General features: G+C 43.2%; 24 protein-coding genes. 7 read left to right on the top strand and 17 right to left on the bottom strand.

Annotated features, from left to right (window positions below; translation table 11 throughout):
* Window positions 1-230 precede the first annotated feature (230 nt).
* Window positions 231-1,499: a GGDEF domain-containing protein gene (locus L1D37_RS00745; RefSeq protein ID WP_239846510.1), complete on the top strand. Its 1,269-nt coding sequence runs from the start codon at window positions 231-233 to the stop codon at window positions 1,497-1,499.
* 742 nt (window positions 1,500-2,241) lie between these two features.
* On the opposite strand, the gene L1D37_RS00740 is transcribed toward L1D37_RS00745, so the two are convergent.
* From L1D37_RS00740 to L1D37_RS00700, 9 genes are all read right to left on the bottom strand, one after another.
* Window positions 2,242-2,394 (bottom strand): YoaH family protein, encoded by a 153-nt coding sequence (locus tag L1D37_RS00740; protein WP_004731009.1) that lies wholly within the window; start codon window positions 2,392-2,394, stop codon window positions 2,242-2,244.
* 41 nt (window positions 2,395-2,435) lie between these two features.
* Window positions 2,436-3,596 carry a conjugal transfer protein TraF gene (locus L1D37_RS00735; RefSeq protein ID WP_239846509.1) on the bottom strand — a complete coding sequence of 387 codons (1,161 nt, stop codon included), beginning with the start codon at window positions 3,594-3,596 and terminating at the stop codon, window positions 2,436-2,438.
* Between the two features lie 50 nt (window positions 3,597-3,646).
* Window positions 3,647-4,534, bottom strand: a complete 888-nt coding sequence (locus tag L1D37_RS00730) for a DUF2861 family protein (RefSeq protein ID WP_239846508.1) — start codon at window positions 4,532-4,534, stop codon at window positions 3,647-3,649.
* Window positions 4,534-5,193, bottom strand: coding sequence for a response regulator transcription factor VxrB (gene vxrB, locus L1D37_RS00725; RefSeq protein WP_017632827.1), 660 nt, complete (start codon window positions 5,191-5,193; stop codon window positions 4,534-4,536). The genes L1D37_RS00730 and vxrB overlap by 1 nt, the downstream gene beginning before the upstream one ends.
* Window positions 5,168-6,640 (bottom strand): sensor histidine kinase VxrA, encoded by a 1,473-nt coding sequence (gene vxrA / locus L1D37_RS00720; RefSeq protein WP_017632826.1) that lies wholly within the window; start codon window positions 6,638-6,640, stop codon window positions 5,168-5,170. The genes vxrB and vxrA overlap by 26 nt, the downstream gene beginning before the upstream one ends.
* A gap of 282 nt (window positions 6,641-6,922) precedes the next feature.
* The gene (gene pntB / locus L1D37_RS00715) at window positions 6,923-8,320 is read right to left on the bottom strand and encodes a Re/Si-specific NAD(P)(+) transhydrogenase subunit beta (RefSeq protein WP_017632825.1); all 1,398 of its coding nucleotides are present in this window, start codon (window positions 8,318-8,320) and stop codon (window positions 6,923-6,925) included.
* Between the two features lie 10 nt (window positions 8,321-8,330).
* Window positions 8,331-9,881 carry a Re/Si-specific NAD(P)(+) transhydrogenase subunit alpha gene (gene pntA, locus L1D37_RS00710; protein WP_239846507.1) on the bottom strand — a complete coding sequence of 517 codons (1,551 nt, stop codon included), beginning with the start codon at window positions 9,879-9,881 and terminating at the stop codon, window positions 8,331-8,333.
* 391 nt (window positions 9,882-10,272) lie between these two features.
* Window positions 10,273-10,554, bottom strand: coding sequence for an HlyU family transcriptional regulator (locus L1D37_RS00705; protein ID WP_239846506.1), 282 nt, complete (start codon window positions 10,552-10,554; stop codon window positions 10,273-10,275).
* A 39-nt stretch (window positions 10,555-10,593) separates the two neighbouring features.
* Complete coding sequence (locus L1D37_RS00700) at window positions 10,594-10,962, bottom strand: late competence development ComFB family protein (RefSeq protein WP_239846505.1); 369 nt, start codon at window positions 10,960-10,962, stop codon at window positions 10,594-10,596.
* 394 nt (window positions 10,963-11,356) lie between these two features.
* On the opposite strand from L1D37_RS00700, the gene L1D37_RS00695 reads away from it, so the two are divergent.
* The gene (locus tag L1D37_RS00695; RefSeq protein ID WP_239846504.1) at window positions 11,357-12,598 is read left to right on the top strand and encodes a GGDEF domain-containing protein; all 1,242 of its coding nucleotides are present in this window, start codon (window positions 11,357-11,359) and stop codon (window positions 12,596-12,598) included.
* Window positions 12,599-12,691: 93 nt separating this feature from the next.
* On the opposite strand, the gene L1D37_RS00690 is transcribed toward L1D37_RS00695, so the two are convergent.
* A complete protein-coding gene (locus tag L1D37_RS00690; protein WP_239846503.1) occupies window positions 12,692-13,702 on the bottom strand; it encodes a Solitary outer membrane autotransporter beta-barrel domain in 1,011 nt (336 codons plus the stop codon).
* Between the two features lie 77 nt (window positions 13,703-13,779).
* Entirely contained in the window at window positions 13,780-14,751 is a 972-nt protein-coding gene (locus tag L1D37_RS00685) for a diguanylate cyclase (protein ID WP_176679666.1), read from the bottom strand.
* Between the two features lie 131 nt (window positions 14,752-14,882).
* On the opposite strand from L1D37_RS00685, the gene L1D37_RS00680 reads away from it, so the two are divergent.
* Together L1D37_RS00680 and L1D37_RS00675 are read left to right on the top strand one after the other, a co-directional pair.
* Window positions 14,883-15,320, top strand: a complete 438-nt coding sequence (locus L1D37_RS00680) for a DUF3069 domain-containing protein (RefSeq protein ID WP_017632818.1) — start codon at window positions 14,883-14,885, stop codon at window positions 15,318-15,320.
* Window positions 15,321-15,364: 44 nt separating this feature from the next.
* Window positions 15,365-15,616 carry a hypothetical protein gene (locus tag L1D37_RS00675; RefSeq protein ID WP_239846502.1) on the top strand — a complete coding sequence of 84 codons (252 nt, stop codon included), beginning with the start codon at window positions 15,365-15,367 and terminating at the stop codon, window positions 15,614-15,616.
* Between the two features lie 6 nt (window positions 15,617-15,622).
* On the opposite strand, the gene modC is transcribed toward L1D37_RS00675, so the two are convergent.
* From modC to L1D37_RS00655, 4 genes are read right to left on the bottom strand one after another with little or no spacing between them, the layout of a single operon-like run.
* Window positions 15,623-16,729: a molybdenum ABC transporter ATP-binding protein ModC gene (gene modC, locus L1D37_RS00670; protein WP_239846501.1), complete on the bottom strand. Its 1,107-nt coding sequence runs from the start codon at window positions 16,727-16,729 to the stop codon at window positions 15,623-15,625.
* Window positions 16,726-17,424: a molybdate ABC transporter permease subunit gene (gene modB / locus L1D37_RS00665; RefSeq protein WP_239846500.1), complete on the bottom strand. Its 699-nt coding sequence runs from the start codon at window positions 17,422-17,424 to the stop codon at window positions 16,726-16,728. Before modB ends, modC begins: the two co-directional genes overlap by 4 nt.
* Window positions 17,425-18,183: a molybdate ABC transporter substrate-binding protein gene (gene modA / locus L1D37_RS00660; RefSeq protein ID WP_239846499.1), complete on the bottom strand. Its 759-nt coding sequence runs from the start codon at window positions 18,181-18,183 to the stop codon at window positions 17,425-17,427.
* 56 nt (window positions 18,184-18,239) lie between these two features.
* Window positions 18,240-19,706, bottom strand: coding sequence for a cobyric acid synthase (locus tag L1D37_RS00655; RefSeq protein ID WP_239846498.1), 1,467 nt, complete (start codon window positions 19,704-19,706; stop codon window positions 18,240-18,242).
* A gap of 275 nt (window positions 19,707-19,981) precedes the next feature.
* Between L1D37_RS00655 and L1D37_RS00650 the strand changes: the two genes are divergently transcribed.
* The 3 genes from L1D37_RS00650 to L1D37_RS00640 all read left to right on the top strand — a co-directional run bounded on the left by L1D37_RS00650 (window position 19,982) and on the right by L1D37_RS00640 (window position 23,191).
* On the top strand, window positions 19,982-20,359 hold the full coding sequence (locus L1D37_RS00650) for a NirD/YgiW/YdeI family stress tolerance protein (RefSeq protein WP_239846497.1): 378 nt from the start codon (window positions 19,982-19,984) through the stop codon (window positions 20,357-20,359).
* A 110-nt stretch (window positions 20,360-20,469) separates the two neighbouring features.
* Window positions 20,470-20,994 carry a hypothetical protein gene (locus L1D37_RS00645; protein WP_239846496.1) on the top strand — a complete coding sequence of 175 codons (525 nt, stop codon included), beginning with the start codon at window positions 20,470-20,472 and terminating at the stop codon, window positions 20,992-20,994.
* A gap of 310 nt (window positions 20,995-21,304) precedes the next feature.
* Complete coding sequence (locus L1D37_RS00640) at window positions 21,305-23,191, top strand: methyl-accepting chemotaxis protein (protein WP_239846495.1); 1,887 nt, start codon at window positions 21,305-21,307, stop codon at window positions 23,189-23,191.
* A 91-nt stretch (window positions 23,192-23,282) separates the two neighbouring features.
* Here L1D37_RS00640 and L1D37_RS00635 read toward each other — a convergent pair whose 3' ends face one another.
* Both L1D37_RS00635 and L1D37_RS00630 read right to left on the bottom strand, forming a co-directional pair.
* Window positions 23,283-24,890 (bottom strand): ABC-F family ATPase, encoded by a 1,608-nt coding sequence (locus L1D37_RS00635; RefSeq protein ID WP_080967416.1) that lies wholly within the window; start codon window positions 24,888-24,890, stop codon window positions 23,283-23,285.
* Window positions 24,891-25,178: 288 nt separating this feature from the next.
* A complete protein-coding gene (locus L1D37_RS00630) occupies window positions 25,179-25,865 on the bottom strand; it encodes an ATP-dependent zinc protease (protein WP_048660146.1) in 687 nt (228 codons plus the stop codon).
* Window positions 25,866-25,868 lie beyond the last annotated feature (3 nt).

Here is a 25,868-nt window from a genome sequence, read left to right as displayed (position 1 = left end):
CACCCCGTAAAAACCGCATTCACTGGTTAAATATCAAGCAAAAACAACAATATACGAGAGCGCTTTGATCTCATTATGAGTTTAATAAGTCTGTTTCCTGTATAAAAGTCGGCTGTTTATTCGTTTTTGGATGCTACGATTCCACAACACCGCTATTCAAAAGTAATCTTTGGTTGCGCCAAAATAAGGCATCGCGCATAATCACACAGTCATGCGTACGGATTAATATTATGAGCGATAAAGCTTTCAGACAACTCAACATATTCCTTTCTGTTTTTTGCCTGGCAGTCACCCTGCTGTCGTTGATCTCTTTTCGTACGATCATGGATAAGAACTACATCATCACACCAGACAGATACCCGACCCTTGTTAACACTGACAGAGACCATGATGGTGGCACGATAGGCTCACTGTACAAGTCAAAAGATGAGGTTGAGTTACAGTGTGACTTTAAGCGAACTTATAGCGCTCCATTCTGCGAGATTGAATTCGTAATATCGACAGAGGGCAAAGGGCTCGATCTCTCTACCTATGATTCAGTCACTATCAACATGGATTACCAAGGCCAAGAGAACCCTAGATTTCGCTTCTACATTCGTAACTACGATGAGAACTACAGCGTTCAAGGGGACGCGATGTCTAACAAGTTCAATCGCTTAGATTTCTCGTTACCCGATATAGGCAACATCGATTTAGATTACTTCAATGTTCCGCTTTGGTGGATTGACTATTACAACCACCCTATTACTAATAGCGCGGTAGACATTACCAATGCCGTGTCCGTTGAGCTTGGACTTGGCGCTAGCACACTTGACGGTCACCATAAGCTCACGGTGAAAAGTATTGTATTCCATGGCAAGACGATGGACCGTGTTGTGCTAGGAAAGATGTTGATCGGATTATGGGTGATGTACGCGCTCTATTACATATCTTGTGCTTTATACATCGCCAAGCGAGCGAAAAAAGTTGCAGCAGAACAAAGGCATTTGTTAACCCAAGAGATCGAAGAGTTAAAGGTAAAGGCAACAACCGACCCTTTAACAGGTTGCAGAAACCGAACAGAAGCGTTGGATACCTTCTATGATTTTGAACGTCTTGCGCAACAAGGTAAGTCGATTCATATCGCTCTATTTGACCTAGACCATTTTAAGCAAGTAAACGACCAATACGGCCATGAAGTGGGTGATCAGGTTCTGATTCTGTTTGTCTCTACAGCAACCGATAGCCTCGGAGAGCACTACTTATTGTATCGTTGGGGTGGTGAGGAGTTTTTACTTGTCTGCATCGATCAAAACACGCTACAGTGTAACGAAAGTATCACTAATCTCTATGATGCGCTTGAGCAAAGTTATTGGCCATTTAAACTTGCGATCACTGCATCTGCTGGATTTACACAACTGACACAGAATGAATCAATTCGTTCTGCTATTAAACGCGCAGATCAGGCGCTCTACCAAGCCAAAGACAACGGACGAAACCAAGTCGTTACGTCTTATTAAGGCTCGTGAGACTGCAGCTAAAGCTGTACAACACTCATTTATTCTCTGTTGCTATCTGGTAAGCCAATAGATTCTCAACAGCTGATTAAACTAAGTCATAAATAAGCTTTGCTGACTCGACATAGCTACTCCAATCGACTCACACCTTTAAGCTCCCTCTTCTTACCCGGAATAACGCGACAGTACGACTCTCAGGGTGATCGTATCCTCCCAGATCACAGCCCTAATAAGAGCTTCTTTACGCTCTATGTTCCTAAATATCTATTCTCAAATTCGCATATTTGACCAACTAAGATTGGGTAAAGCCGAGTTAAATCGATCCCGCTATCGGTATTAATCAGTTCGGTTACTACTTATTTAGCTCTGTTCTTAGTTCAAATGCCAATCATCTATTCGCGCACCATTCTCCTGATCATTTGCTTTCAAAACCAAAGTCACAGCGTCACTAGACTGAAAAAACGCCATATATTTAACTACTTAGACATGGTGACACAAATACTGACACCTAAGGTGGCAGTTGTTTTACTTTCAGATTCATTTGTAATTTAATTACAAATGGAAACCAATAAAAGCCATTGGAGTGGATTGCCCTGATGTAACTAACTGAATAAGCTCGATTTAAGCGTCTCGGATGGGCCGGGACTTAGGATGGATAAAGTATTGGTATGAACGAGATAATATACTAGAAGCTAATATATTTAGTTATAGTGCATTAAATGGGTAAAAAAGAAGGGCTGATGCCCTACTCTTCTTTATTACTCATTTCTTCACGAATTTGCTCAGCAACGATTTTGATAGCTTGTGCTGTACTGATGCCCTGAGTCATCATTTCTTGAATTCGTTCAACAGCTTTCTGTTGCTCTTCGTGAGAAAGGGTTGGTAAGTCGTTTAGCATGCTCTGCTCCTTTATTTAGGAGCAGAACTATATAAGGACTATTAGTAACTAGCAAGGAAATTGATTGAAGCACCCATCGCATTTTCATTCGTGTAGTTAGCACTTAGATCTAACTGGAACAAGTTGAGTGGCGAGATACCAATACCGGCTGTGACTGTTCCTTCCGAATCTGAATAAGCTAGGTTCTTGTAATACCCTCCCCTTAGCTTAAGCTGACGTAGTAGATCGACTTCAGTACCCACACGAATCATCTGTTCGTTATCATCGAATGAAGTAAACTTTTCAGCTTCATTCAAATCATAATCAACACTCAGTGTAAAATAATCTGAAACAATACCAGCGCCAACAGTGTAAACCGGACCAAGGTTATATGAGTGACTTGACGTAATTGTACGCGAAGCACCTGGATTGCTAGTACTTGTAATTTGTTGGCTTATTGATTTAGTTTCAATTTCTCGATCGATAATATTCGTAGCAGAAAAACCTACTCTAAATGGGCCGTAAAACCAAAGTGCACCAGCATCAATATTAAATGTAGTTTCAGCTGTGTCATTTTCTCGAACGTCACTTAAATCGTAGTTTTGTGCTGAAGCAATGTAATTGTACGTATAGATTCTTTGGAGTTTTGGAGATATACCAAAAGACAGGTGTTGTCCCATGAATGTTTGATATTTTGCTAACGAAATACCAGCTTCCATAATACCGATAGAAACGGCTTTAACAGCTGTTAACTCAGCATTAACTAAGTCACTGTTAGCCGCGTCGTTAGATGTGTCAGGAGTTACAAAAGATTCAGTGTATGCTTTTGCAAATACGTTTGCCGCAATATATTGATTTGGTAAAGCAAATGCTACTACACCACCTAAATCAACATTCAGACTATCACCATTAAGAGCATCTATGTCAGAACCAGTCACAGTGCCTGATTCAATACTGTCAACTAAGCTATCGATACCATCAACTAAGTTATTTGGGTCATTATAATTACCACCTAAACTTGGTGTAATCATACCCATGTCATCGTTACGACGATAGATCGCAACCAGTGCTGGGTTATAGAATGGAGCGGTTAGGAAGTTTGCAGAAACAACACCAACACCACCCATCGCATCACCACGCGCTTCAATGGCGTAGTTTGCTGCTGAAAGAGGAAGACTGGCGAATGCAATTGACGTTGCGAGTAGTTTAGTAGTTTTTTTCATGCCGTTTATCTTTGTGAGATCCCTTACATAGTTAACGGCACAATTTTAAATTACTTTAACTCTTCTTCGCTAGAAATATCATAAGTTTTACTGATAGTTTGTGCTTGTTCTATCGCTATGTCGCCTTGCCAACGCGAATGCACCATTGAAACGGCAAGTACGTAGCGATCATTGGGTAGATCTTCCCCCGTAAGATTCATCGGGTAATCAGATTCATAACTCTTTCCCCAGACCTGTTCATAGTGCTCGTCGACATAATCGTACAAACCAACTTCAAGTTTAGGAAGTGGACAATAAGGGTTGAGCAGTTCTTTCTTATCGATACGCCACGTGTCTTTAGATGCCCAGCGAACTTGCTGACGCATGGCAACTTCACCAAGAATAACCCAAGTACTCCAAGAGTTACCGCCATCGCCTTTCACGTTTAAGCGATACAGTCCAGAATCGAGCTGAGACGCTAAGTTATAGCGCTTCCGATACAAGTTAACTGAGGCGTTGTTGACGACTTCGTTTTCTTTGGTGAATTCGCTATCAGAAGAGACAACTTTATCGACCCATTTTTCGAAGGTGATATCTTGAATGTTGTTATCAGATTCGATCTCAATCGCAACACGGAATGTATCGCGTCCCGGGCTTTGAATTACGTGTCTTTTTACAACCACCGAACTGACCCAATCCGGTAATGTATTTTTGGTGAGGGTTTTACCGCAATCTTTATTCAACGCTTGGTCGAACAGTTCATTGAGGTGATCTTCTCGAGACTGAGAAGCGTTGATCTGCCAAACTTCCACTAATGAATCAAACATCTGGGACAAATCGTTATCCAGTAGATGTTTGTGTACTTGGGTTAGAGCATCACTGTCCTTAAACCAATCTGCAGCGTGCGCGTTATTGAACGCGCCAGACAGCAATAATAGTGGAAGTAAGGCTTTTTTCATTACGCTTTCATCTTGTAGCCAACGCCACGTAGCGTTTCGATTTCTAGACCCGGCAATTTCTGTCTAAGTTGCAGAACATGAGTGTCTACAGTACGTGTTGTTGGGAAGTGATTGTAACCCCATACGTGATCAAGCAGCTCGTCACGAGTGAAAACTCGACCAAGGTTGCTTGCCAAGAACAATAGTAGGTCAAACTCAGTGCGTGTTAGCGTTACTTCTTGTTCGTTGAAAAAGACTTCACGAGTTGCTTTATCGATAACAAGATTTTGAGCGATGACTTTTGATGCATCTTGTTCTTCAGCATCTGGTAAGCGAAGTTGAGCACGAATACGAGCAAACAGCTCTGCTTCTGCAAATGGCTTAGTTAGGTAGTCGTTAGCGCCTGAATCTAGGCCCGCTACTTTGTCTTTTACTGTAACTAATGCTGTTAGCAAAATTACAGGGATATCTTTCTTTTTCTTCCAACCAGGAAGTGAATCTACTGAGTCACCATCAGGAAGTTGACGGTCTAGAATAACCAGATCCGCTTGTTCCCAATAGCCTTCAACTTCAGAGATCAGTTCTGCATGCAAACATTCATATCCAGCTTGCTCAAGGCTAACTAATAAACCGTCAGCTAAATTTTTATCATCTTCAACGAGAAGCAATGTCTGTTTCACAAGGTATCTCCAAAATAAATGTTGTTGGGGGGCCGATAAGCGTCATGTGACCGCCCATTTTTCCGACCATAGATTCCACTATCGTCAGACCTAAACCGAGTCCACTCTTACTAACGAATGGCTTTCTTAGTTGCCCCCAATCTTTGCGGGACAAGTCTCCATTATCTATAACTTTGAATGTCAGCTTCTTGTCAGAAGTATTCAGTTCTAGTATCACTGGTGCGACACCGTATTTAACAGCATTCCTGATCAGGTTATCGATACACGTTCCTAACCAATATACGTTTACTTTTGCAGCAATATCTTTGTTTACACGCAGTTCAATTCCCGGTGCAAAATCTTCTTCAACTTTGTATTGAAGCCACTCTTCAACACTCGGTACCCATTCTGTCGCGAGCGGTTGATTGTCTGACTGCAAATAGTCTTTACTTGCTTCAGCTAACTGTCTTAAACGACGAGTATCTTCACACAATCTACGGAACTCATCATATACCGATTCTGGTAAGTGTTCGAATTCGCGTCTAAACCCTTCAACCGTCAATGACAAACTCGCAATAGGCGTTCTTAATTCGTGTGTTAGAATTTGAAGAACCAACATACGGCTCTTCATCTCTTGTTTCTTACTGTTCCAACGATAAACGGCCCAACCAAGCACTAGCATGATGTTGGCAATCACCAAGATAAACATAGCGACTTGCAGCAGTTCAGAATGATCTTCTATTTCCCAACAAACGTTGCCACGTTGAACAAAACAGCTATTGCCTTCTGAAGACAAACTGAACGACAACCCTGCAAGCGTGGCGTTTTCGTTCCAGACTGATTCTTTATACAGGTAATATCTGTCGCCGCGTTTTACCCACATTTCGTCCAGTTCAACAAACATGCTCGCACCAGCTAACAGTGCAGTAATGGCTTCGTTATCCATCTGCTGCAAACGAGACAGCAATTCGTCATGTTCAGCGTTTGGTCGCTCTTGAATGTGCATGTAGCGCTTCAAAGAATCGAACTTTTCTGGGTATTTCTCAACGTAACGAGCAGCGTAAGAACCACCACCTGGGTGAATCAAACCACTACGACTAAACCAACGGTCCGAAAGCTTGGTGCCTTTACACATCGCACGAGTAAAAACCAAAGGCTCCGTAATCAAAGGGCTTAACGGCAACTTTCCGCTACACGTTTTTGATAACTGGTATAAGCGTTGGATGTCTTTTAATGGATACTCTGCCGTTTGTGGCAGCATTGAAGACGGCATGATCAAGCGAGTTGGGTAATCAGCCTGAAGCAGTCGAATATCATAAGATTCAACTGCCGTTTCATGATCAAAGAGTTTGGTGAAGTTATCGATACGCTCAGGCAAAGAGTCAGCAAACGCGTTTACTGACACTGACAATGTAGCGATAAGAAGCGTAAATTTTCTTTTGATGATCACAAACCAGCGCAAATTCATATAGATCAATCAAATATATACCATTCGCTATCAAAGATAAATTTTTAACCGCATGAAAAACAGTGAGAATGGCGACTATCAGCGGTTAATTCCATGTTAATGCGGTGGTACTGTGCATGCGTACTAGTTCGTTGATTTAATAACACTTCAATCCAAGCGCGGGGGTTTCTTGATGATATCTTGGCGATTATATGTGAATGATTATCAAAGAATGACTTTCCGCTGATCAAAAAAAGGAGCTCAAATGAGCTCCTTCGTTTACAAGTAATTTTAGAGCAGACCTTATAGGTGCTCTAGAATCCCTAGACAGCTCTGTTTCGCATCGCCAAACAGCATCTGTGTGTTCTCTTTGAAGAACAGCGGGTTTTGAACACCTGCGTAGCCTGTGTTCATAGAACGTTTGAACACGATAACGTTTTGAGCGTTCCAAACTTCAAGAACTGGCATGCCAGCGATTGGGCTGTTTGGATCTTCCAGTGCTGCAGGGTTCACGGTGTCGTTAGCACCAATAACCAATACAGTATCTGTCTCATCAAAGTCATCGTTGATTTCGTCCATTTCAAGAACGATATCGTAAGGTACTTTTGCTTCAGCAAGCAGTACGTTCATGTGACCCGGTAACCTACCCGCAACTGGGTGGATGCCAAATCGAACATTTACGCCCTGTGCTCTTAGTTTCTCAGTGATTTCGTGCACTGGGTACTGAGCTTGAGCTACTGCCATGCCGTATCCAGGTGTGATGATTACTGATTTAGAGTTCTTAAGCATGTCAGCCACATCTTCAGCTGAAGTTTCACGGTGTTCACCCTGCTCTTCATCGCCATCAGATACTGTGACTTCTTGACCAAAGCCACCAGCGATAACACTAATGAACGAACGGTTCATCGCCTTACACATGATGTACGACAGGATTGCACCTGACGAACCAACAAGAGCACCAGTTACGATAAGTAAGTCGTTGGCAAGCATGAAACCTGCTGCTGCTGCTGCCCAACCAGAGTACGAGTTCAGCATAGAAACAACCACTGGCATATCTGCGCCACCAATCGACGCCACTAGGTGGTAACCGAATGCGAACGCGATAAGTGTCATCACCATCAGTGCGAACATGCTGCCGTCTGCTTTCACGAACATGATCATAAGCAGTGTAGAAACAACGATAGCCGCTAGGTTCCATTTGTGCTTGTGAGGAATGTTCAGTGCAGACGAAGATATAACGCCGCGAAGCTTACCAAACGCAACAATCGAACCTGTGAACGTCACAGCACCGATAAACACGCCAAGGAACACTTCTACTAGGTGAATCACGTGCTCTGCATGAATATCAGCAGGGTTAAGTGACACTGCCGCTGGTGGATCGATGTAACTGTTGTAACCCACAAGTACCGCAGCCATACCTACGAAGCTGTGCAGAATAGCCACCAGCTCAGGCATTTCAGTCATTTCTACTTTTCTTGCATAGTGGATACCAATACCACCACCGATCACCATAGCGATGATGATCCACACAATACCCGCTGAGTGAGGGCCAAAGATCGTCGCGATCAACGCGATTGCCATACCCGTGATACCGTAATAGTTACCTGCACGTGCAGATTCCTGCTTCGATAATCCAGCCAAGCTCATAATAAAGAATACAGCAGCAACAATATAAGCTGCTTGTACTAATCCTTCAGACATCTGTTACTCCTTAGTCTTTACGGAACATTTCAAGCATACGTTTGGTCACGGTAAAGCCACCAAAGATATTGATACTTGCAATTAAAACGGCAATGAAAGATAGGAAAGTGACGACGCCGCTTCCTTGTCCAATCTGTAATAGCGCACCTACCACAATGATCCCTGAAATCGCATTTGTTACAGACATCAAAGGTGTATGAAGAGAATGGCTAACATTCCAAACCACGTAATAACCCACCACACAAGCGAGAACAAAAACGGTAAAGTGAGATAAGAACGCAGCAGGAGCAACCGACGCTATCCAAGCGAATGCACCAACAGCAACCGCCATACCCGCCGCTTTCTTAATTGGAGAAACAGGTTCTTCAACTTTAGGCTCTGGTTTCGCTGCTTTTGGTTTCGCTTGTTGTTGGGGTTGAGCAGAAACTTGAATTGGTGGAGCTGGCCAAGTCACCTCGCCTTCTTTAACCACAGTAACACCGCGCAGCACAACATCTTCAAAGTCGATATTGATGTTGCCATCTTTCTCTTTGCAAAGCAGTTTCAGTAAGTTAACGAGGTTAGTCGCGTACAGCTGAGAAGATTGAGTCGGCAAACGACCAACCATATCGGTGTAACCAACAACTTTTACGCCATTCGCAGTAGTGATGACTTGATCCGCAACCGTGTATTCACAGTTACCGCCATTCGCAGCCGCCAGATCCACAATCACGCTACCCGCACTCATGCTATCTACCATCTCTTTGGTAATCAGCTTAGGTGCAGGACGACCTGGAATCAGTGCCGTTGTAATGATGATATCAACGTCTTTTGCTTGAGCCGCATAGAGTTCTTCCGCTTTCTTGTTGAATGCTTCAGACATCTCTTTCGCATAGCCATCACCAACGCCGGTGTCTTCTTGGAAATCAACTTCCAAGAATTCAGCACCCATCGACTCGACTTGCTCTTTTACTTCAGGACGAACATCGAATGAACGAACAATCGCACCTAAGCTACCTGCTGCACCAATTGCCGCTAGGCCAGCAACACCCGCACCAGCAACCAGTACTTTCGCTGGTGGAACTTTMCCTGCCGCTGTAATTTGACCTGTGAAGAATCGACCAAATTCATGTGCCGCTTCAACAACTGCACGATAACCCGCAATGTTTGCCATAGAACTTAGCGCATCGAGAGCTTGAGCTCTTGAAATACGAGGCACAGAATCCATCGCCATCACGTTGATGTTACGACTGGACAATTGTTCCATTAATTCTGGGTTTTGAGCAGGCCAAATAAAGCTGACCAATGTTGCGCCATCTTTAAGTAGATCGATTTCATTTTTAGATTCGTCAACAATCGGGGCGTTAACTTTAAAGATAATATCGGATTTCCAAGCTTCATCTGCGCTTACAACTTTTGCACCAGCTTGTTCATAAGCTGAATCTTCAAAACTTGCTAGCGCACCTGCTTGTGATTCAACACAAACTTCAAATCCTAACTTTAGAAGCTGTTCGACCGATTTCGGCGATGCAGCGACTCGCGTTTCACCAGCGAGCGTTTCTCTTGGTACACCTATCAACAAATTAGACTCCTTGTGTATCAATTTGTGATTATTATTCTTACCAAAGACAAATTAAAGAGGTCGTAAGCGCACTTGGCTACACCAATTTGCATAGCGACACTTCAACTATTGGCACAATGACTTATTCGTTTGTATCTAACGACAACTAATACTTCAAGCGTTTTGTTCAAAGAACAGAAAAAGTTATTACTTATAACGATTTGGATAGAATTTGAGCGCTTAATTTCGATAAATGAAGGCCCTCTCGAATAAAGAGGTCAAACCACTTGCCAATAATCCTTTTAATAACAACCGACTAGCTGTTCTTTATCCCTAAAACTAAAAAGAGCTTTCAGCATATACACTGAAAGCTCTCTAAATTATGACCAACATCAATTCTAACCCTAATTGGCTAGCTAAATATGTTGTCGCCCATTTGGTCGATGAACATCTGCGATTTCTTGAGCATCAATTCATTGGCGTCTTCTTTGTTTGAAACAACATCTGAACGAATAAAACGATGAGTTTTAATTTCACCGTCAATTTCTTTCTCGATTCGCCCAGCAACACGGTATTGACCAGATTCAGCAATGGCATCTTGATAGATATTGAAGCCTTTATATTCAACTGGCTCAATCTCTACTTTTTGTTCGGTTTTTTCTTTGCCACCAAATAATCTAGAAAAGAATCCCACGTTTTTTACTCCTTAAATGACCGTACTGACACTAAACTATCATGACTGTTTACGGTTCAACAATGGCTTTTCATACCATTGCAATTCTAAGTCATCATCAAAATTGTGTTGACTAAATATAACAGGCACATTGTCGTTACGTTCACGTCTTCGATCGTCAATAATCATACTTTCTGCATTTTTGACCGCGATCTCACTATTGCGTTTGTAGAGCACCAATTTGTCTTCCGGCAGCGCTGAAAGAAAATCGATATCGAAACGAATATAGATCGGTTTAAGCTGGCCTAAAGCCAGACACGCAAGATCCGCCAACTGTTCGTTGGTATAACTAGACACATACTCCTCGGTAGCCAACACGTGGCCGACCAGAGTTTCCATATAATTGTGTACATCCACACTTATTTGCATACTACACCTCCATTTGTAGCGATTGTTTATGACCTAATATCAAGCAATGAACAACCTAATCGCAAAACACACTGTAACTCCGTTATAAACCTTACTCGAACTTGATTACAGATTTACATTTCTTGCTTGTTGGTCATCATGTAACCATTAAGTACAAACCACCTAGGTTTTGTTAAGTATCTATAACGACTAATTAATTTCTCATATATACTGTGTAGTTCGTTCTATGGTTAATAGCAACTCAAATACATATAAAAATGGTTGCACCAATAGCGACCTATGGCTATGTTTTTACTCTCATTTAAGCAAAATGCTTGGCAATCGCTTGTTTAACCGTATCCTACGTATAGTATTAATTAATAAGATCATCATTATAGTTAGGCTCACCACATAAATGGCATCATCTTTTGTAACGTCGAGCATGTTTCGATTTTGCTTCCCTTTACTCCTTCTAGCAATTTTACTTGCAGGTATGAACAACGTCATTCTCGTGACGGATTCAAACTTAGGGTTTGCTAGCAACCTCCCATATATTTTATTGAGCGTTGCGGTTTTACTGTGCCACACATTTAAACAAGGTCGAATGGCTATGGTGTCTGTCACCATGCTTCTCGCTTACCTGATCATCCAAGTTCGCTTACAAACGCCTCTCAATACTGGCACAACACTATTAGAGCTATCGCTGCTTGCTGCTCTAGTACCTGTCACTTGTTTACTGGTGTACGCCTTCCCTGATAACGGCGTTAACTCAAAGTCGATGTTTCTATATGCCTTGGTTCTTGTTCTATTTATGGTTTGGGCGCAACTGATTGTGTCTCACTTCCATGCCGGAGGTTTTGAATCATGGAGCGAAGGGATTCTGTTCATTGTCAGAGATTTCTCAAAACTGCCCTTCGTATTGGTTCTCTATAGCCTTTGCTTGCTTGGTTTAACTTCAATTTTGGTTCTGGTGTACAACCGAGCGATTGATGTTGTGGTCTACAGCGCTATTTTGCTCGCGTCATGTACATTCATCTTTTTTGACGTGCAGTACATCTCAAGCACTATGTTTTCCCTATCAGGGACCTTGATTATCATCTACGTGATGTCTGCAAGCCACGACATGGCCTTTAATGACCAATTGACTAACATCCCCGGCCGTCATGCTTTAGAAGTGGATATGAAGCATTTAGGGCGTAAGTACTCAATGGCGATGGTCGATATCGATCACTTCAAGAAATTTAACGATACCTACGGACACGACATTGGCGACGATGTATTGAAACTAGTCGCTCGTATATTGAGAGAAACAACTGGCGGCGCAAAAGCTTATCGCTATGGTGGTGAAGAGTTCACGATCATTTTCAAAGGTAAGCACACCGAGCAAGTAAAAGAGCACCTGCAAGTTTTGATTTCTGAGATTCAGAATTACGACATGATCATTCGTAACACAAACGACCGCCCTGATGACCATGAAGTAGGTATGAAAAAGCGTGGCAAGAATGGCAAGCCAAATGAAGTAGTGAATGTGACTATCAGTATTGGGCTGTCTGATAGTACAACCACCAGACACCCTGAAGAAGTATTGAAGCTTGCCGATAACGCGCTCTACAAAGCGAAAGAAACCGGACGAAACAAACTGTGCGTTAATAGTTAACGTTATAGCAAAAAGATCGAGTCACTATAACGCCAAACTATTCATTGTAAGGCAGCTTGCGCTTGATGGAAGTTGGTGGCACTTGGTTAGTGTTTAATCTTGGTTAAAGAAGATCACCAAGCTCCCGCCTTTCAAACTGCTTCCGTAATTGATGGTAAAGCCAATCCCCACATTATCGACCCATTCGTTAAATAGGTTTGGGTTAAGCAGCCAGCCTACACTGCCCTCGTAATACGACGTTGTACCCATAGGCACGACGGTATCACCACCAATATCAATTCTCTTGATGCTCGAATACATGGACGTAATGTTCTTATCCCAACGAACTAAGTCATAAAATATCTTCGCTTCATTGGCGATGTACCAACCTTCTGGGTGGCCTACATTACCGTTATTGGCGTCTCCCCAACCGAGACCGTTGAAATAATGCCAACTCGTGCTGAGTTTATATTTGCCCCAGTTATTCTTGTCTTCATAGATCAATTTAATCTTAGGCTCTACGATGTAAGCCCAAGCGTCAGTATTGAGATAAACCCCATCAATCGCATCAACCAAAGGCTGGGGTACATTACCGCGATAATCGTATTCATTGCGATAATATGAGATGTGATTGCCAATACCAGAATGAAAGCTCCAGTATTCATCTAATTGGGCAACATTCGAAAACTCAACATACCCCGAAATGACTGTCTCTTTTTGAAAATCAGACACGGACGCTGATGAATAATTGACTTCATTCTCTGTGCGCAATGCAGACAGACGCAGTGTCACCTCTTGGTGGTTATCTTCAATAGTGGCGGGTAATTTGAAAGTATAAGGCAGGCTGAGAGAGGCCATATTTTGTCTTCGGCTTACCGAATCACTCGAACCAATCTCTTCATTGTCTAGGCGAAATACTTCATTTGGGTCAAAGTTATTGATACCAAAAGTAAATACATCGGTGTCGTTAAGAAGCACGCTGGTTGCAAAATTTCGCTCAATCTCCTTGCGAATGAGGTCAGATATCTCATTTGCAGAAGCAATACCGGGAACAGATAAATAGAGTACAGGGACAACCAGTGTCCAACATGAATGAGCCAAAGAAAATGGCTTTGAATGTGGCATTTCTCTTATCACTAAAGTACTTCCTAGCTCAAACGCTAATAGAAGTATAAATTCAAATTTCTAAAAGAGCTCGCCAACTAACGAGCAAGCTCCAAAATGTTGCGTTGTATGAAGGTGTTTCTGCCACTTTGCTTTGCTTGGTAAAGCGCTTGGTCGACCTTTTCATATATAGAAGCGATGGACTCATCACCTTCCGGCACAAATGAGAGCACGCCTTGTGACGCTGTCACTCTATCCGATACGGTGGAGTGATCATGGGCGTAGTTCATCTCATGCAATGCTTCTTTTACTCGAGTCGCGTGTAATTTAGCGGCTTCGCTGTCCGTGTCGCTTAAGATCAAAACAAACTCTTCACCACCGTAGCGGCCAACAAACTCTCCCGCACGAACGAATAGTTGTTTCAAGGTATTGGCAAGCCCTTGTAAGCACTTATCCCCTTGAATGTGGCCGTAATTATCGTTGTAAGGTTTAAAAAAGTCTACATCTAGAAGTATGACAGTCATGGATATATTACGTCTTCCGTGCCACGCAATGCTCTCTTCAAGCTTAGTATCCATATATCGACGGTTGTATAATTTGGTTAAGCCGTCTTCGTTGGCTTGTTGTTGCAGGAGGATATTGAGTTCTTCGAGTTTCGCGGTACTTTGTTTTAACTCACGCCTCATGTGCGCGATACGTTGCATCGCAATCAATTTAGAATTGAGAACCACTTTATTGACCGGCTTGATAAGGTAATCATCACCACCAGCATCAATCGCTTTGGCGATCATTTCTGGTTCTTCATGACCACTCAAGAAGATGATAGGCACCCACTCTGGGAATTGTCGGCGAACCTCGTTAGCTACCTCAAAACCATCCATGTCTGGCATGCTGATATCAAGTAAAACAAGTTCAGGATCAAAATCAGAATAGACATTCAGGGCTTCTTTTCCGCTACCGACAGCTTCCACGATATGACCCAGTTGCTTGAGTCGAATAGCAAGTTGCATCCTGTCTAGTTGAACATCATCAACCAGCAATATGCGCATCGAAGATCCCTTTTCTATCATCACATCACCTTTATCTAGTGTTGAATATTCAAAGTAGCTCAAATTTGGGCTTAAATCATGCCCTAATCTCTATATTATATTGACTTTTTTACAGATCTTTTTAGCATTGTTTCTTTTTAAAGAGAAATACTATGTCAGACGCTACAAACAACGAAGTACAAGAAATCGATTTAACCACTATCTCGCCAGAGCTTCGCCAAGTTATCGAATTTGATGAAGTGCCTAAAGAGATGCACAACATGGTTACTTCAATTCATGAGGTGTCTGAAGAAGCAGTGCGTGAAACTTGGAGCAGCCTTCCAGCAAGCGCACAAAATGTTTTGGACAACTTCGAGCAATTCCACGCTCTAATCTCTGTTAGCCAAGCTTTTGCTGGCGTAAACATGATGGAAGAGTTTCCTACTCTTAAACTTCCAGAAGGCATGACTGACGAAGAAAAAGAAGAGTACCGAGCTCAACTGCTAGACCAAATTTTACATAACTGTGTAAAAGACATGGCTAAGCAAATCAAGAAAGCTCGTCGTGATGCTATCTTGAAGCGTGATTTTAAAGAAGTTTTTACTAAGTAAGCCGCCAAGCGCCTAACTTTAGGCTAGCGCCAACAGTAAGACTGATGACTAAGCCGCATGTTGCTTCAACAAGCGGCTTTTTTGTACCTGTTACTTTCTCTATTCGCGTCACTTATCTGTTTACTCGTCGATGTGTTATCTCGCTAAGTCATTACGCAAGCAATATGACTTTGCACTCATACAGTGTGGCTCAAAACTGGCAGTTATACCGTATAAAAATGACGCATGTCTCCATTCATGGAATCAAGATCGTATTTTCAGAACCTAGAACCGGCGGTATCGAAAAGCTGATCTAGTCAGATTTAATGTGTCACCGCGATATCTCGTTGAGCAACACTCACACCTTTGATCTGCGCATAAACGCGTTGGCCAATTTCTAGATTAAGCTCGTCCAATGCCCACAAGGTAATGGTTGCCCATAAGTAGCATCCAGGCTCCAACTCTAACTCAACCGCAACACTCTGCTTGTTTGTGCCCTGCTGGTGAGTCTCTACGCTTTTAATGGTCACAGGAAGGATGTTACGTATAGATGTGCCTTGCGGCTGTTCTAGCGCGATTGAGACATCATTTGCCCTAACTTGAAGTCTAACTGTCGCACCAAGCTCGCTCGATACCTTCTGAACCCATAATGACGTCGATTTTCCAAGCGTTAGACGAGACAGCGCATAATCATCATTGTGCTCCGCGAGAGTCGCTTCAAACAACGAACTTTGTTCAGAGAAGGATTGCCAAGGCTGCATAGCTCTTGATGCCCATACTTCTTCCGTTACACCCGAAGATATCACTTTACCTTGATCGATAATCACCAAGTGATTCGCCAAGCGTAAGATCTCGTTGAGACTGTGCGTGACATAAATAATTGGGATTTGCACCGTTTCGGATAAGTTCTCCAAAAACGGCATCACCTCACGCTTACGAGGTAAGTCGAGAGAGGCTAAAGGCTCATCCATTAACAGAATGCTCGGCTTAGACAACAAAGCCCGGCCTATCGCCACACGTTGCTTCTCTCCACCTGACAAACGAGCCGGATAACGATCAAGTAATGAGCTCAAAGATAGCAGCGAAACGATTTGCTCAAAGTGCGCCTTATCAACGCTTTTCATTCCGTACTTGAGGTTCGCTGACACCTTCATGTGTGGAAACAATCGCGACTCTTGGAACACATAGCCCACGTTACGTTGGTGAGTCGGCAAGTTAATGCCCTTGTCACTATCAAATAAGGTGGTCCCTGATACGCTGATCAATCCCTTATCTGGTTGTTTAAGGCCACTAATCGCATTAATAAGTGATGTTTTACCCGCTCCAGAACGACCAAAAATAGCCGTAATACCGCTACTTGGTAGTTCTAAGTCGATATCGAAGAAGGTTTCGCCAAGCTGTTGTTGGTATTGGAGGATCAAAGCACTCATGCATTACCTCCTAGTCGTTGTGCCGACTTCTTATTAAGCCATTCAGAGAGCATCAATGAACCCAGTGCTATCACAATAGAAATCACACACAAACGTGCCGCTTCCATCTCTGCACCAGGGGTTTCAATAAAGGTGTACATAGCCAAAGGAATGGTTTGAGTTTCACCGGGGATATTTGAAACGAAACTGATCGTCGCGCCAAACTCACCCAAGCTTCTGGCGAAAGAAAGCATGGTGCCAGTAATGATCCCTGGGATCATAAGAGGCAATGTAATTGTGAAGAACACGCGAATAGGTGACGCGCCCAATGTGGCTGCCGCTTCTTCCAGTTTGCTGTCGACTGTTTCTAAGCTAAGTCGGATAGAGCGAACCATTAATGGCAACGCGACAACAACACATGCCAATGCCGCCCCCTTCCAACTGAAACTGAACACAATACCAAACACTTCATTAAGCCAAGAACCAATAATGCCTTGTCTACCCATCATCACTAGCAACAAATAGCCAATGACCACTGGAGGGAGAACCAAAGGCAGATGCACGATGCTCTCAACAATGCTTTTGCCAACAAATTGTTTCTTAGCAAGCAGCCACGCTAAACCAATGCCGATAGGAATTAGCCATAAGATGGCAAACCCAGCGACTTTCAAGCTCAGCATTAAGGCTTGGTATTCGTATTCCGATAAGTAACTCATTTAACGCACTTCAAATCCAAAACTGTTCAAGATGTCCTTCGCTTTTTCACTGTCCAGGAAAGTATAGAACTCTTCTGCAATCACTTTGTCGCTCATTTTAGCTACAGGGTAACGTATTGGGGTATGCAAATCAGAAGGGAACGTTTCTACTAGATTCACTTCTTTAGAGAGCAGCGCATCTGTTTTGTAGACAATTCCGAGTTTCGCTTCACTTCGTTCGACTAAAGCCAATGCCATACGAACATTGTTACTTGGTGCCAATCGAGTGCTCACATCGTCCCATACACCTAACGTTTCTAATGCTTCTTTCGCATAGATACCCGCAGGAACAGACATTGTGTTGCCTACTGCAAGTCTTTCATTCGTCAGTAGTTTAGTCCATTGCTCACTCTGTGAGAGATCCAACGATACCGAAGAATCTTTAGGGGCGATCAGCACAAGCTCGTTCTCACACAAATTAGTGACATTGTCACTAGAAACGTATTTTCGGTCGACTAAATGCGTCATCCATTTTTCATTGGCTGAGATAAAAATATCTGCTGGTGCCCCTCTTTCAATCTGTCTCACCAAAGATGATGTGCTGGCATACACAGGAATAACATCAACCGTATGGTTCTTTTCAAACTCTTCAACCAATAGGTTAACCGCGTTGGTCATAGACGATGCGGCGTAAACTCGTAGCTTTTCTGCCGCTAGAAGATGAGTCGAACTCAACGAAGTCGTTAATGCTAAGGTGACAAGGGTGACTAGCTTTTTCATTGTACTCACTTATCTATTGTTCGTTTGATTTCTTAATCGATATTTCCAGTTCAAACCTAGGCTTTAAGCTCAGGCCAAAGCAAATCAAGATTTAAGTGCTCTTCGATAGCATCAGCGATTCGATTAATACCCAACTCTTTAAGTTGTTCATGGTCAATCGCTGTTACATCACTGGCTCCTGCCCATTCGCAGATCAGCGATAACGTATCACTGTTATCAAATACGCCATGCAGGTAAGTACCCAAAATAGAGTTATCTTGATTTACTGCGCCATCAAGGCAGCCTGATTCTAACTGAACCGGTAAAGCCGTTTCATTGACATCGGTCCTACCTACGTGAATTTCGTAACCTTTTACTTGCGCTGTTTTTCCATCTAGCGTCATGGTGCCGCGCACGTTAGTTAAGGTTTTCTGCTGTGTTAAGGTCGTTTCAGTATCAAGATAACCTAATCCTTCACTACTACCAGGTTCGCCTTCGACACCATCGGGATCGTGAATCATGTTTCCTAGCATTTGGTAACCACCACAAATGCCCATCACTTTGCCACCTAAACGTAAGTGACGTTGAATGTCTTTATCCCAACCTTGCTCTTTTAGGTAATCCAAATCGGCTCTTACTGACTTTGTACCCGGTAGGATGATCAAATCCGCGTTGTTAACACGCTCGCCTTTGCCCACATAACGTAAATCAATCGAAGGATTGAGTCTTAGTGCATCAAAGTCAGTGTGATTGCTGATTCTGGTTAGCACTGGCACCACGACCTTAAGCTTAGCTTCTCCATCAGACTCTTGAGCAGAGGTAATGGCATCTTCCGCTTCTAAGTTAAAACCATGCAGGTACGGCAATACACCAATCACAGGTTTGCCAGTTTTCTCTTCTAACCAATCGAGACCTGATTGAAGCAGCGCTATATCGCCTCTAAAACGATTTATAACAAAGCCTTTTACGCGAGCTTGTTCAGATTCAGATAACAAAGCTAATGTGCCGTAGAGATGCGCGAACACGCCGCCACGGTCGATATCCGCTACGATGATGACTGGGATATCCGCTTTCTCAGCAAATCCCATGTTAGCGATATCATTTTCACGTAGATTGATTTCAGCTGGGCTGCCCGCGCCTTCAATCATCACGCTTTCGTATTCAGCAGAAAGTCGGTCGAATGAATCGATCACCGTATTCATCGCGACTTTCTTGTAATCGTGATAACCCGTCGCTTCCATATTACTCAGTGCACGGCCTTGAAGAATTACTTGTGCGCCCGTGTCTGAGTTTGGCTTCAACAATACAGGGTTCATGTGAACCGACGGTTCGATATTACAAGCTTGCGCCTGAACCGCTTGCGCGCGACCAATTTCTCCACCATCTTTTGTCACTGCACTGTTTAAAGCCATGTTTTGTGGCTTAAACGGTGCCACTTTAATGCCTTTTCTGGCCAAGACACGGCATAAACCTGCCACCAAAACACTTTTCCCGGCATCTGACGTTGTCCCTTGAACCATAAGGGCGCTTAATGGTGCTCGCATTCGTACTTCAATCCTTAATGTTTTATTCAATTTATAGCGATAGGCAATCTTTCACTTCCACCATCTTAACGCCATTGCCGAGTAGATGCTCAATAAAATGAATGGAAAATGAATACCTTACTCACTCTGGATTCAACCCTAGTGTTGTTTAATAGCTCCATCGAAACGCAGCTTACTAACGAAAATAAGCGCACCAACAAACAACTTACTAACGAAAAGAAATGTTTCAAATTCAGAACAACGTTTCTAACAAAAACAACATTAAGGGATTCATCATGAAAAAAACTGTATTAGCTATCGCAACCACTATTATTCTTGCTCCTACTTTCGCAATGGCTGGTGACCACAAAGATAACAAACACGAGAGCCCTATTGCTTACACTGGACCAATTGAAACCGTATCTGTTGCTACACTACTTGCAGACACAAGCATGTTCTCAGAGCAGGACGCAATTGTAGACGGTAAGATTGTTCGTCAGCTTAAGAATGACACGTTTATCTTCTCTGACGGTCAGAGCGAAATTCAAATTGAGCTGGATGACGATATCCACCTAGCACAACCGCTAACGGCAGAAACTAAAGTTCGTATCTTCGGTGAGTACGAAGGTGGTAAAACACCAGAGATCGAAGTTGACCACATTCAAGTGTTGTAAGCTTCAAAACTCAAAGATCTCGCTTTAAATAACGAGCTCCAATAAATTGGCCTGCATATTGCAGGCTTTTTTGTATATACTGCCGAAAATACAATTTATATGGAGTCACCATGCTAGGTCGCACAAACAAGACTGTCCTTCTGGGGTTAGCTGCACTGTGTTCATTCTCTGCGTCTGCAAACAACTTTAACTACAACACATTCGAGCTACGCATGGGTACAAGCCCGAGTACTTTCGGTGGTGAAGTGACGACAATGTTCACCCAGAACTCTCACTTTGTTGCACGTATCGATTCTGAGTTTGAGAGCGATTGGGATGCGGCTGTAGGTATGGGATTTAACGGTCCAATTAGTCAATTTGCTGACATTACAGGACAAATGCTGTTACACAACATTGAACGTAATGACGACAACCACATCAAAACTGAGATCAACATCGGTTTAAGAGCTTGGTTAATGGCGAACGTAGAAGTTAACGCACGTCTAGGTCAACTGATCGACAACGACGATACGCGCTCAATTGTTGGTGTTGGTGCACGTTTCCACTCTACGGATCAACTTTCTGTTGGCCTAGACATGCGAAACAACGGTACTTACGGCCACCAAATCCTAATGTCCGCTCGCTTCGGTTTCTAATAACCAATCAAATAGCTAAGTATGGTAAGTAGTTAATTTAGTTGAAGTTAAATTACTATACCAAGCTTCAAGGCTAATCGATTTTGATACTGATTAGCCTTAATTATCCTCTTACTATCTCCTGCTTTCTTTCGATCTTTTTGATGCAAAAACCTAAAACCCTTTCGATCCTTCTCCGCACTAACTCTTTGTTTTTAAGTTGTTTCTATATAACAAATTTATTAATAAAAGCTAATTGATAAAACCACTTTACGGTAGTACGACGTACTGCTACTCTCTTCCGAAATTCAAACAGAGTGAAGTACCGTAAATGGGTTTTAGCAATATTTCAATTAAGAACAAATTAACATTGATGTTTGTCATCGTTATTTTCGCGATGACAATGATTCAAACGTATATAACAGGGAAGCAACTTCTTAACGAAACCTACCGCTCTATTCAGCAGTATTCGACAACCCTAACCAATGCCAATGTATCAGGTATTGAAAAATGGGTTGCAGGACGTATCAACGTGGTTAACGCCGCCAAAGATGCGTTCAAGTACACCGATGACCCAACCAGTTACTTCACGCAAAGCACCAACGCAGGTCAATTCCAAATTGCTTATGCTGGCCTTTCTGATGGCCGCTTTTTACAAGGTGTAGACTTGCCGGTTCCTCAAGGTTACGACCCTCGTACCCGTGATTGGTACAAAAAACCAATGGCAACGGGTCAAACCGTCGTCACAGAACCCTATATTGATGTGGCAACCAATGACCTTGTGGTGACCATCGCTAGCCCATTTAACACTAACGGTTACTCTGGTGTTATTGGCGCAGACCTTAATCTCAATACATTAATCAAAGATGTCGTGAGTATCGAGCAGCCAGGCGTTTACGCATTCCTCGTCGATGGCGAAGGTAATATCGTTGCCCATAGGGATCGCAATCTTACGCTTAAATCGGTTTCAAACATTTCAAGCAACCTATCAGCTCAAAAGATTCAATCACTCGCTCGAGACCCAGAATTTGTAGAACTGACAATCGACGGTGCAGAATCTCTACTCTCGGCAAAGAAAGTCCCACACACCGATTGGTATTTCACGGTTGTTATCGATAAAACCAAATCTTTTGCCTCTTACCGTTCATTACTTCGTCAATCGGCGATCTTTGGCCTTATACAACTTGCCGTTATCGCCTTTGTGGCAATGTTTATCATCAAGAAGGCTCTTGCACCATTAACGACGCTAAGCTCGGCAATGGAAGCACTGTCTAAAGGTGATGGCGACTTAACACAGCGCATTACGGTAAACAGCAAAGACGAAATCGGCACGTTAGCGCATCACGTCAACGCTTTCATCGCTAAGCTTCAAGAGATCGTGCGTGATATTGCAGATTCTTCTCATCAGCTTAATCAGCAATCTGAAGTCAGTACCAATGTTGCGCGCCAAACCAGTGAAGGCTTGTCGGTACAACTTCATGAGATTTCACAAATTGCCACAGCGGTACACGAGATGTCGGCAACGGCAGAAGAAGTGGCAAACAACGCTCAAATGACGGCCGATTCCGCGATCGGTTCTACGGAAAACTGTGAACAAGGCAAGCAAGTGATCATTCGTAACCAAGATTCGATCACCAACCTCGCCCAGCAAGTTGAGAACGCATCAGGGATCATTCAAGAAGTTGAGAAAAATGCGCTAGATATCAATGCGATATTGGCAACAATTTCAGACATTGCAGAACAGACCAACCTACTCGCTTTGAATGCGGCTATTGAAGCAGCACGTGCAGGCGAACAAGGTCGTGGCTTTGCGGTAGTGGCAGACGAAGTTCGCGTTCTGTCTCAGCGTACTCACAGTTCAACTGACGAGATTCGTGAAATGATTGAGACTCTGCAGAAGAACAGCGTGAGTGCCGTGGAATCAATGCAACGCAGCCAAGACTTAGCTCAATCTAGTGTTGATGATGCGAACAATGCCACCAAAGCGCTTGAAGAGATCGCGACATCGATCCAACAGATCTCGGATATGGCTTCACACATCTCAAACGCGGCTTCTGAACAAAGAACCGTAACTGGCGAAGTGAGCAAGAATATTCAGTTGGTTAATGATGTGTCAGACAATATGTCGACTGAGGCAGATAACTCTCGTCAACTTTCTGAAGAGCTGCGCGGCATCGCCCAACAGTTGAACACCCAAGTGCAGTTGTTCAAATACTAGTAGGTATTTAGATCTAGCCCAAACAAAAAGCCCCCGACCACTTATGTGTTCGGGGGCTTTTTATATTCTCATGTCGATGAAGCGTTAACTGTTATAGGTTAACCATCAACATCTTTTTCTGGTGATCTAGGTACTCTTCGTAAGTACCTTGGAAGCTCACTAGCTGTTGGTCTTTCACATCGATGATGTGTGTTGCCAATGATGATACAAACTCACGGTCATGGCTCACGAAGATAAGCGTGCCAGTGTAAACCTTAAGTGCATCGTTAAGGGCTTGGATTGCTTCCATGTCCATGTGGTTGGTTGGTTCGTCCATCACAAGCACGTTGATGTCTTGCATCATTAACTTGCCGAATAACAGGCGGTTCTTCTCACCACCAGAACAGTTACGAGCTTTCTTGTTCGCATCGTCAGCCGTAAACAGTAGACGACCAAGAATACCGCGTACCATTAGGTCATCGTGCTTCGCTGTACGCCATTGTGAGATCCAATCGAAGATGCTCAGGTCGTTATCAAAGTCCTTAGTGCTGTCTTGTGGGCAGTAACCTACAGAGGCATTTTCAGACCATTTAACGATACCTTCGTTCTGCTCTAGCTCTTGAACTAGACAACGTAGTAGCGTGGTTTTACCCACACCGTTCTCACCGATAACCGCAAGGCGTGTACCCGCTTCAAGCAGTAAATTACCACCAGCAAACAGTGTTTCTCCATCGAAACCGTGACCAAGTTCTTGAAGTTCAAGTGCTTGACGGTGCAGTTTCTTGCCTTCACCGAAATCAATTGATGGGCTCATACGGCTCGATGATTTCACTTCATCAAGCGTAATTTTGTCCATTTTCTTAGCACGTGAACTTGCTTGCTTCGCTTTCGATGCGTTAGCACCAAAACGGTTTACGAAGTCTTGAAGCTCGCTGATTTCAGCCGCTTTCTTAGCATTGCTTGCTAGAAGTTGTTCGCGAATCAAGCCAGATGCTTCTAGGAAGTACTCGTAGTTACCTGGGTAAATACGTAGCTCACCGTAGTCGATGTCCGCCATGTGCGTACATACAGAGTTCAGGAAGTGTCTATCGTGCGAGATGATGATCATTGTACATTTACGTTGGTTTAGCTCTTCAGCCAGCCAGTTGATCGTGTGAATGTCCAAGTTGTTGGTTGGTTCATCAAGTAGCAGAATATCTGGGTTTGCAAATAGCGCTTGTGCCAATAGCACACGCAGTTTCCAACCCGGAGCTACTTGCTGCATCAGGCCGAAGTGGAACTCTTCTTCGATACCCGCTTGAATCAGGATGTCACCCGCACGGCTTTCTGCTGTGTAGCCGTCCATTTCTGCGAATTCACTTTCAAGCTCAGCGACTTTCATACCATCGTCTTCGCTCATTTCTGGCAAAGAGTAAATACGGTCACGTTCTTGTTTTACTTCCCACAGCTTTCTGTCGCCCATGATTACAACGTCGATAACGCTGTATTGTTCGAATGCGAACTGGTCTTGGCTCAAAACACCCAGTTTTTCTCCTGGAGTGATAGAAACGTTGCCCGAACTTGGCGTTAATGCGCCACTTAGGATTTTCATGAACGTTGATTTGCCGCAACCATTAGCGCCGATCAAACCATAGCGGTTGCCGTTACCAAATTTAGCAGAGATGTTTTCAAACAGCGGCTCTGCGCCAAATTGCATTGTGATGTTCGCGGTAGATATCAAAGAACTAATTCCTAAGCGTGTACTGACAGATAATTATTAGGCAGAAAGACGTGCCTAAATAAGAAGTACGAAAGTATGGATTAAACATAAAACGAAGCGCGGATTATATAGAGATCAGGATCACATTGTCGAGGTTAAACACTGAACGGATAGCGAACAATGCACAATTAAATACATTTCGTCGGTTATTACGCCATAAATAGAAAAAATCCCCGCTAATTCCATTAGCAGGGATTCGATTTATCAAAACAGAAACGTCAGATTGAGTAAGAACTCATAGACTTAAATCTATTTAGTGATTTTCTTCTGAACGTATTTTTTGCTTACGTCGACAACCGCAACATCTCTAAAGAAGCTTCTACCCAACAGAAGTGGGAAAGAAAGATGCGTTCGGTCGGCTAGCGTAAATTCAGTTTTGTCTTTTAGGTCACCAATTTGAATTGAAGCCACAACCACTGCGCGTCGTTGTGTACCTTCTGCGCTTGATTGCTTGATCTTAACCCAGCGCTCTACTGGTAAGCTGATCTCTTCAGTTGTGATGCCGTCGTGTTCAATCTTGAACTTAACCCAGTCTTTGCCGTCACGTTCAAAATCAACAATATCAACTGCACTGATTGAAGAGGTTGTGGCACCGGTATCGACACGTGCTTTAAACGCTTCTTTTAAACCAGGAACAAACACCCACTCTTCTTCACCAAGAATCAGTTTGCCGTCACTTGTTTTTCTAACCTTCTCTACTGGTTTTTCAACAGGTGCAGGTTTCACTTCTGGCTCAGTTGGTTTTACTTCTTCAGGCTTCTCAGTAGGTTCCGTTACTTTCTCGCCTTCTGTTGCGTCAGTTTTTGAAGAGTCATCTACAACAGGTTGTTCGATTTGAGGCTTTTGCTCTGGCTCGACAGGAACTTGAGTCGTCGTCGAACAAGCAAACAAGCCGCCACTTAACATTAGGGTAATAATCGCTTTCCAATTATACATTCA

Origin of the sequence: Vibrio sp. Isolate33 (assembly GCF_022397895.1) — a bacterium.
Taxonomy (GTDB): Bacteria; Pseudomonadota; Gammaproteobacteria; order Enterobacterales; family Vibrionaceae; genus Vibrio; species Vibrio pomeroyi.
This window is presented reverse-complemented; position numbering and strand designations above follow the sequence as displayed.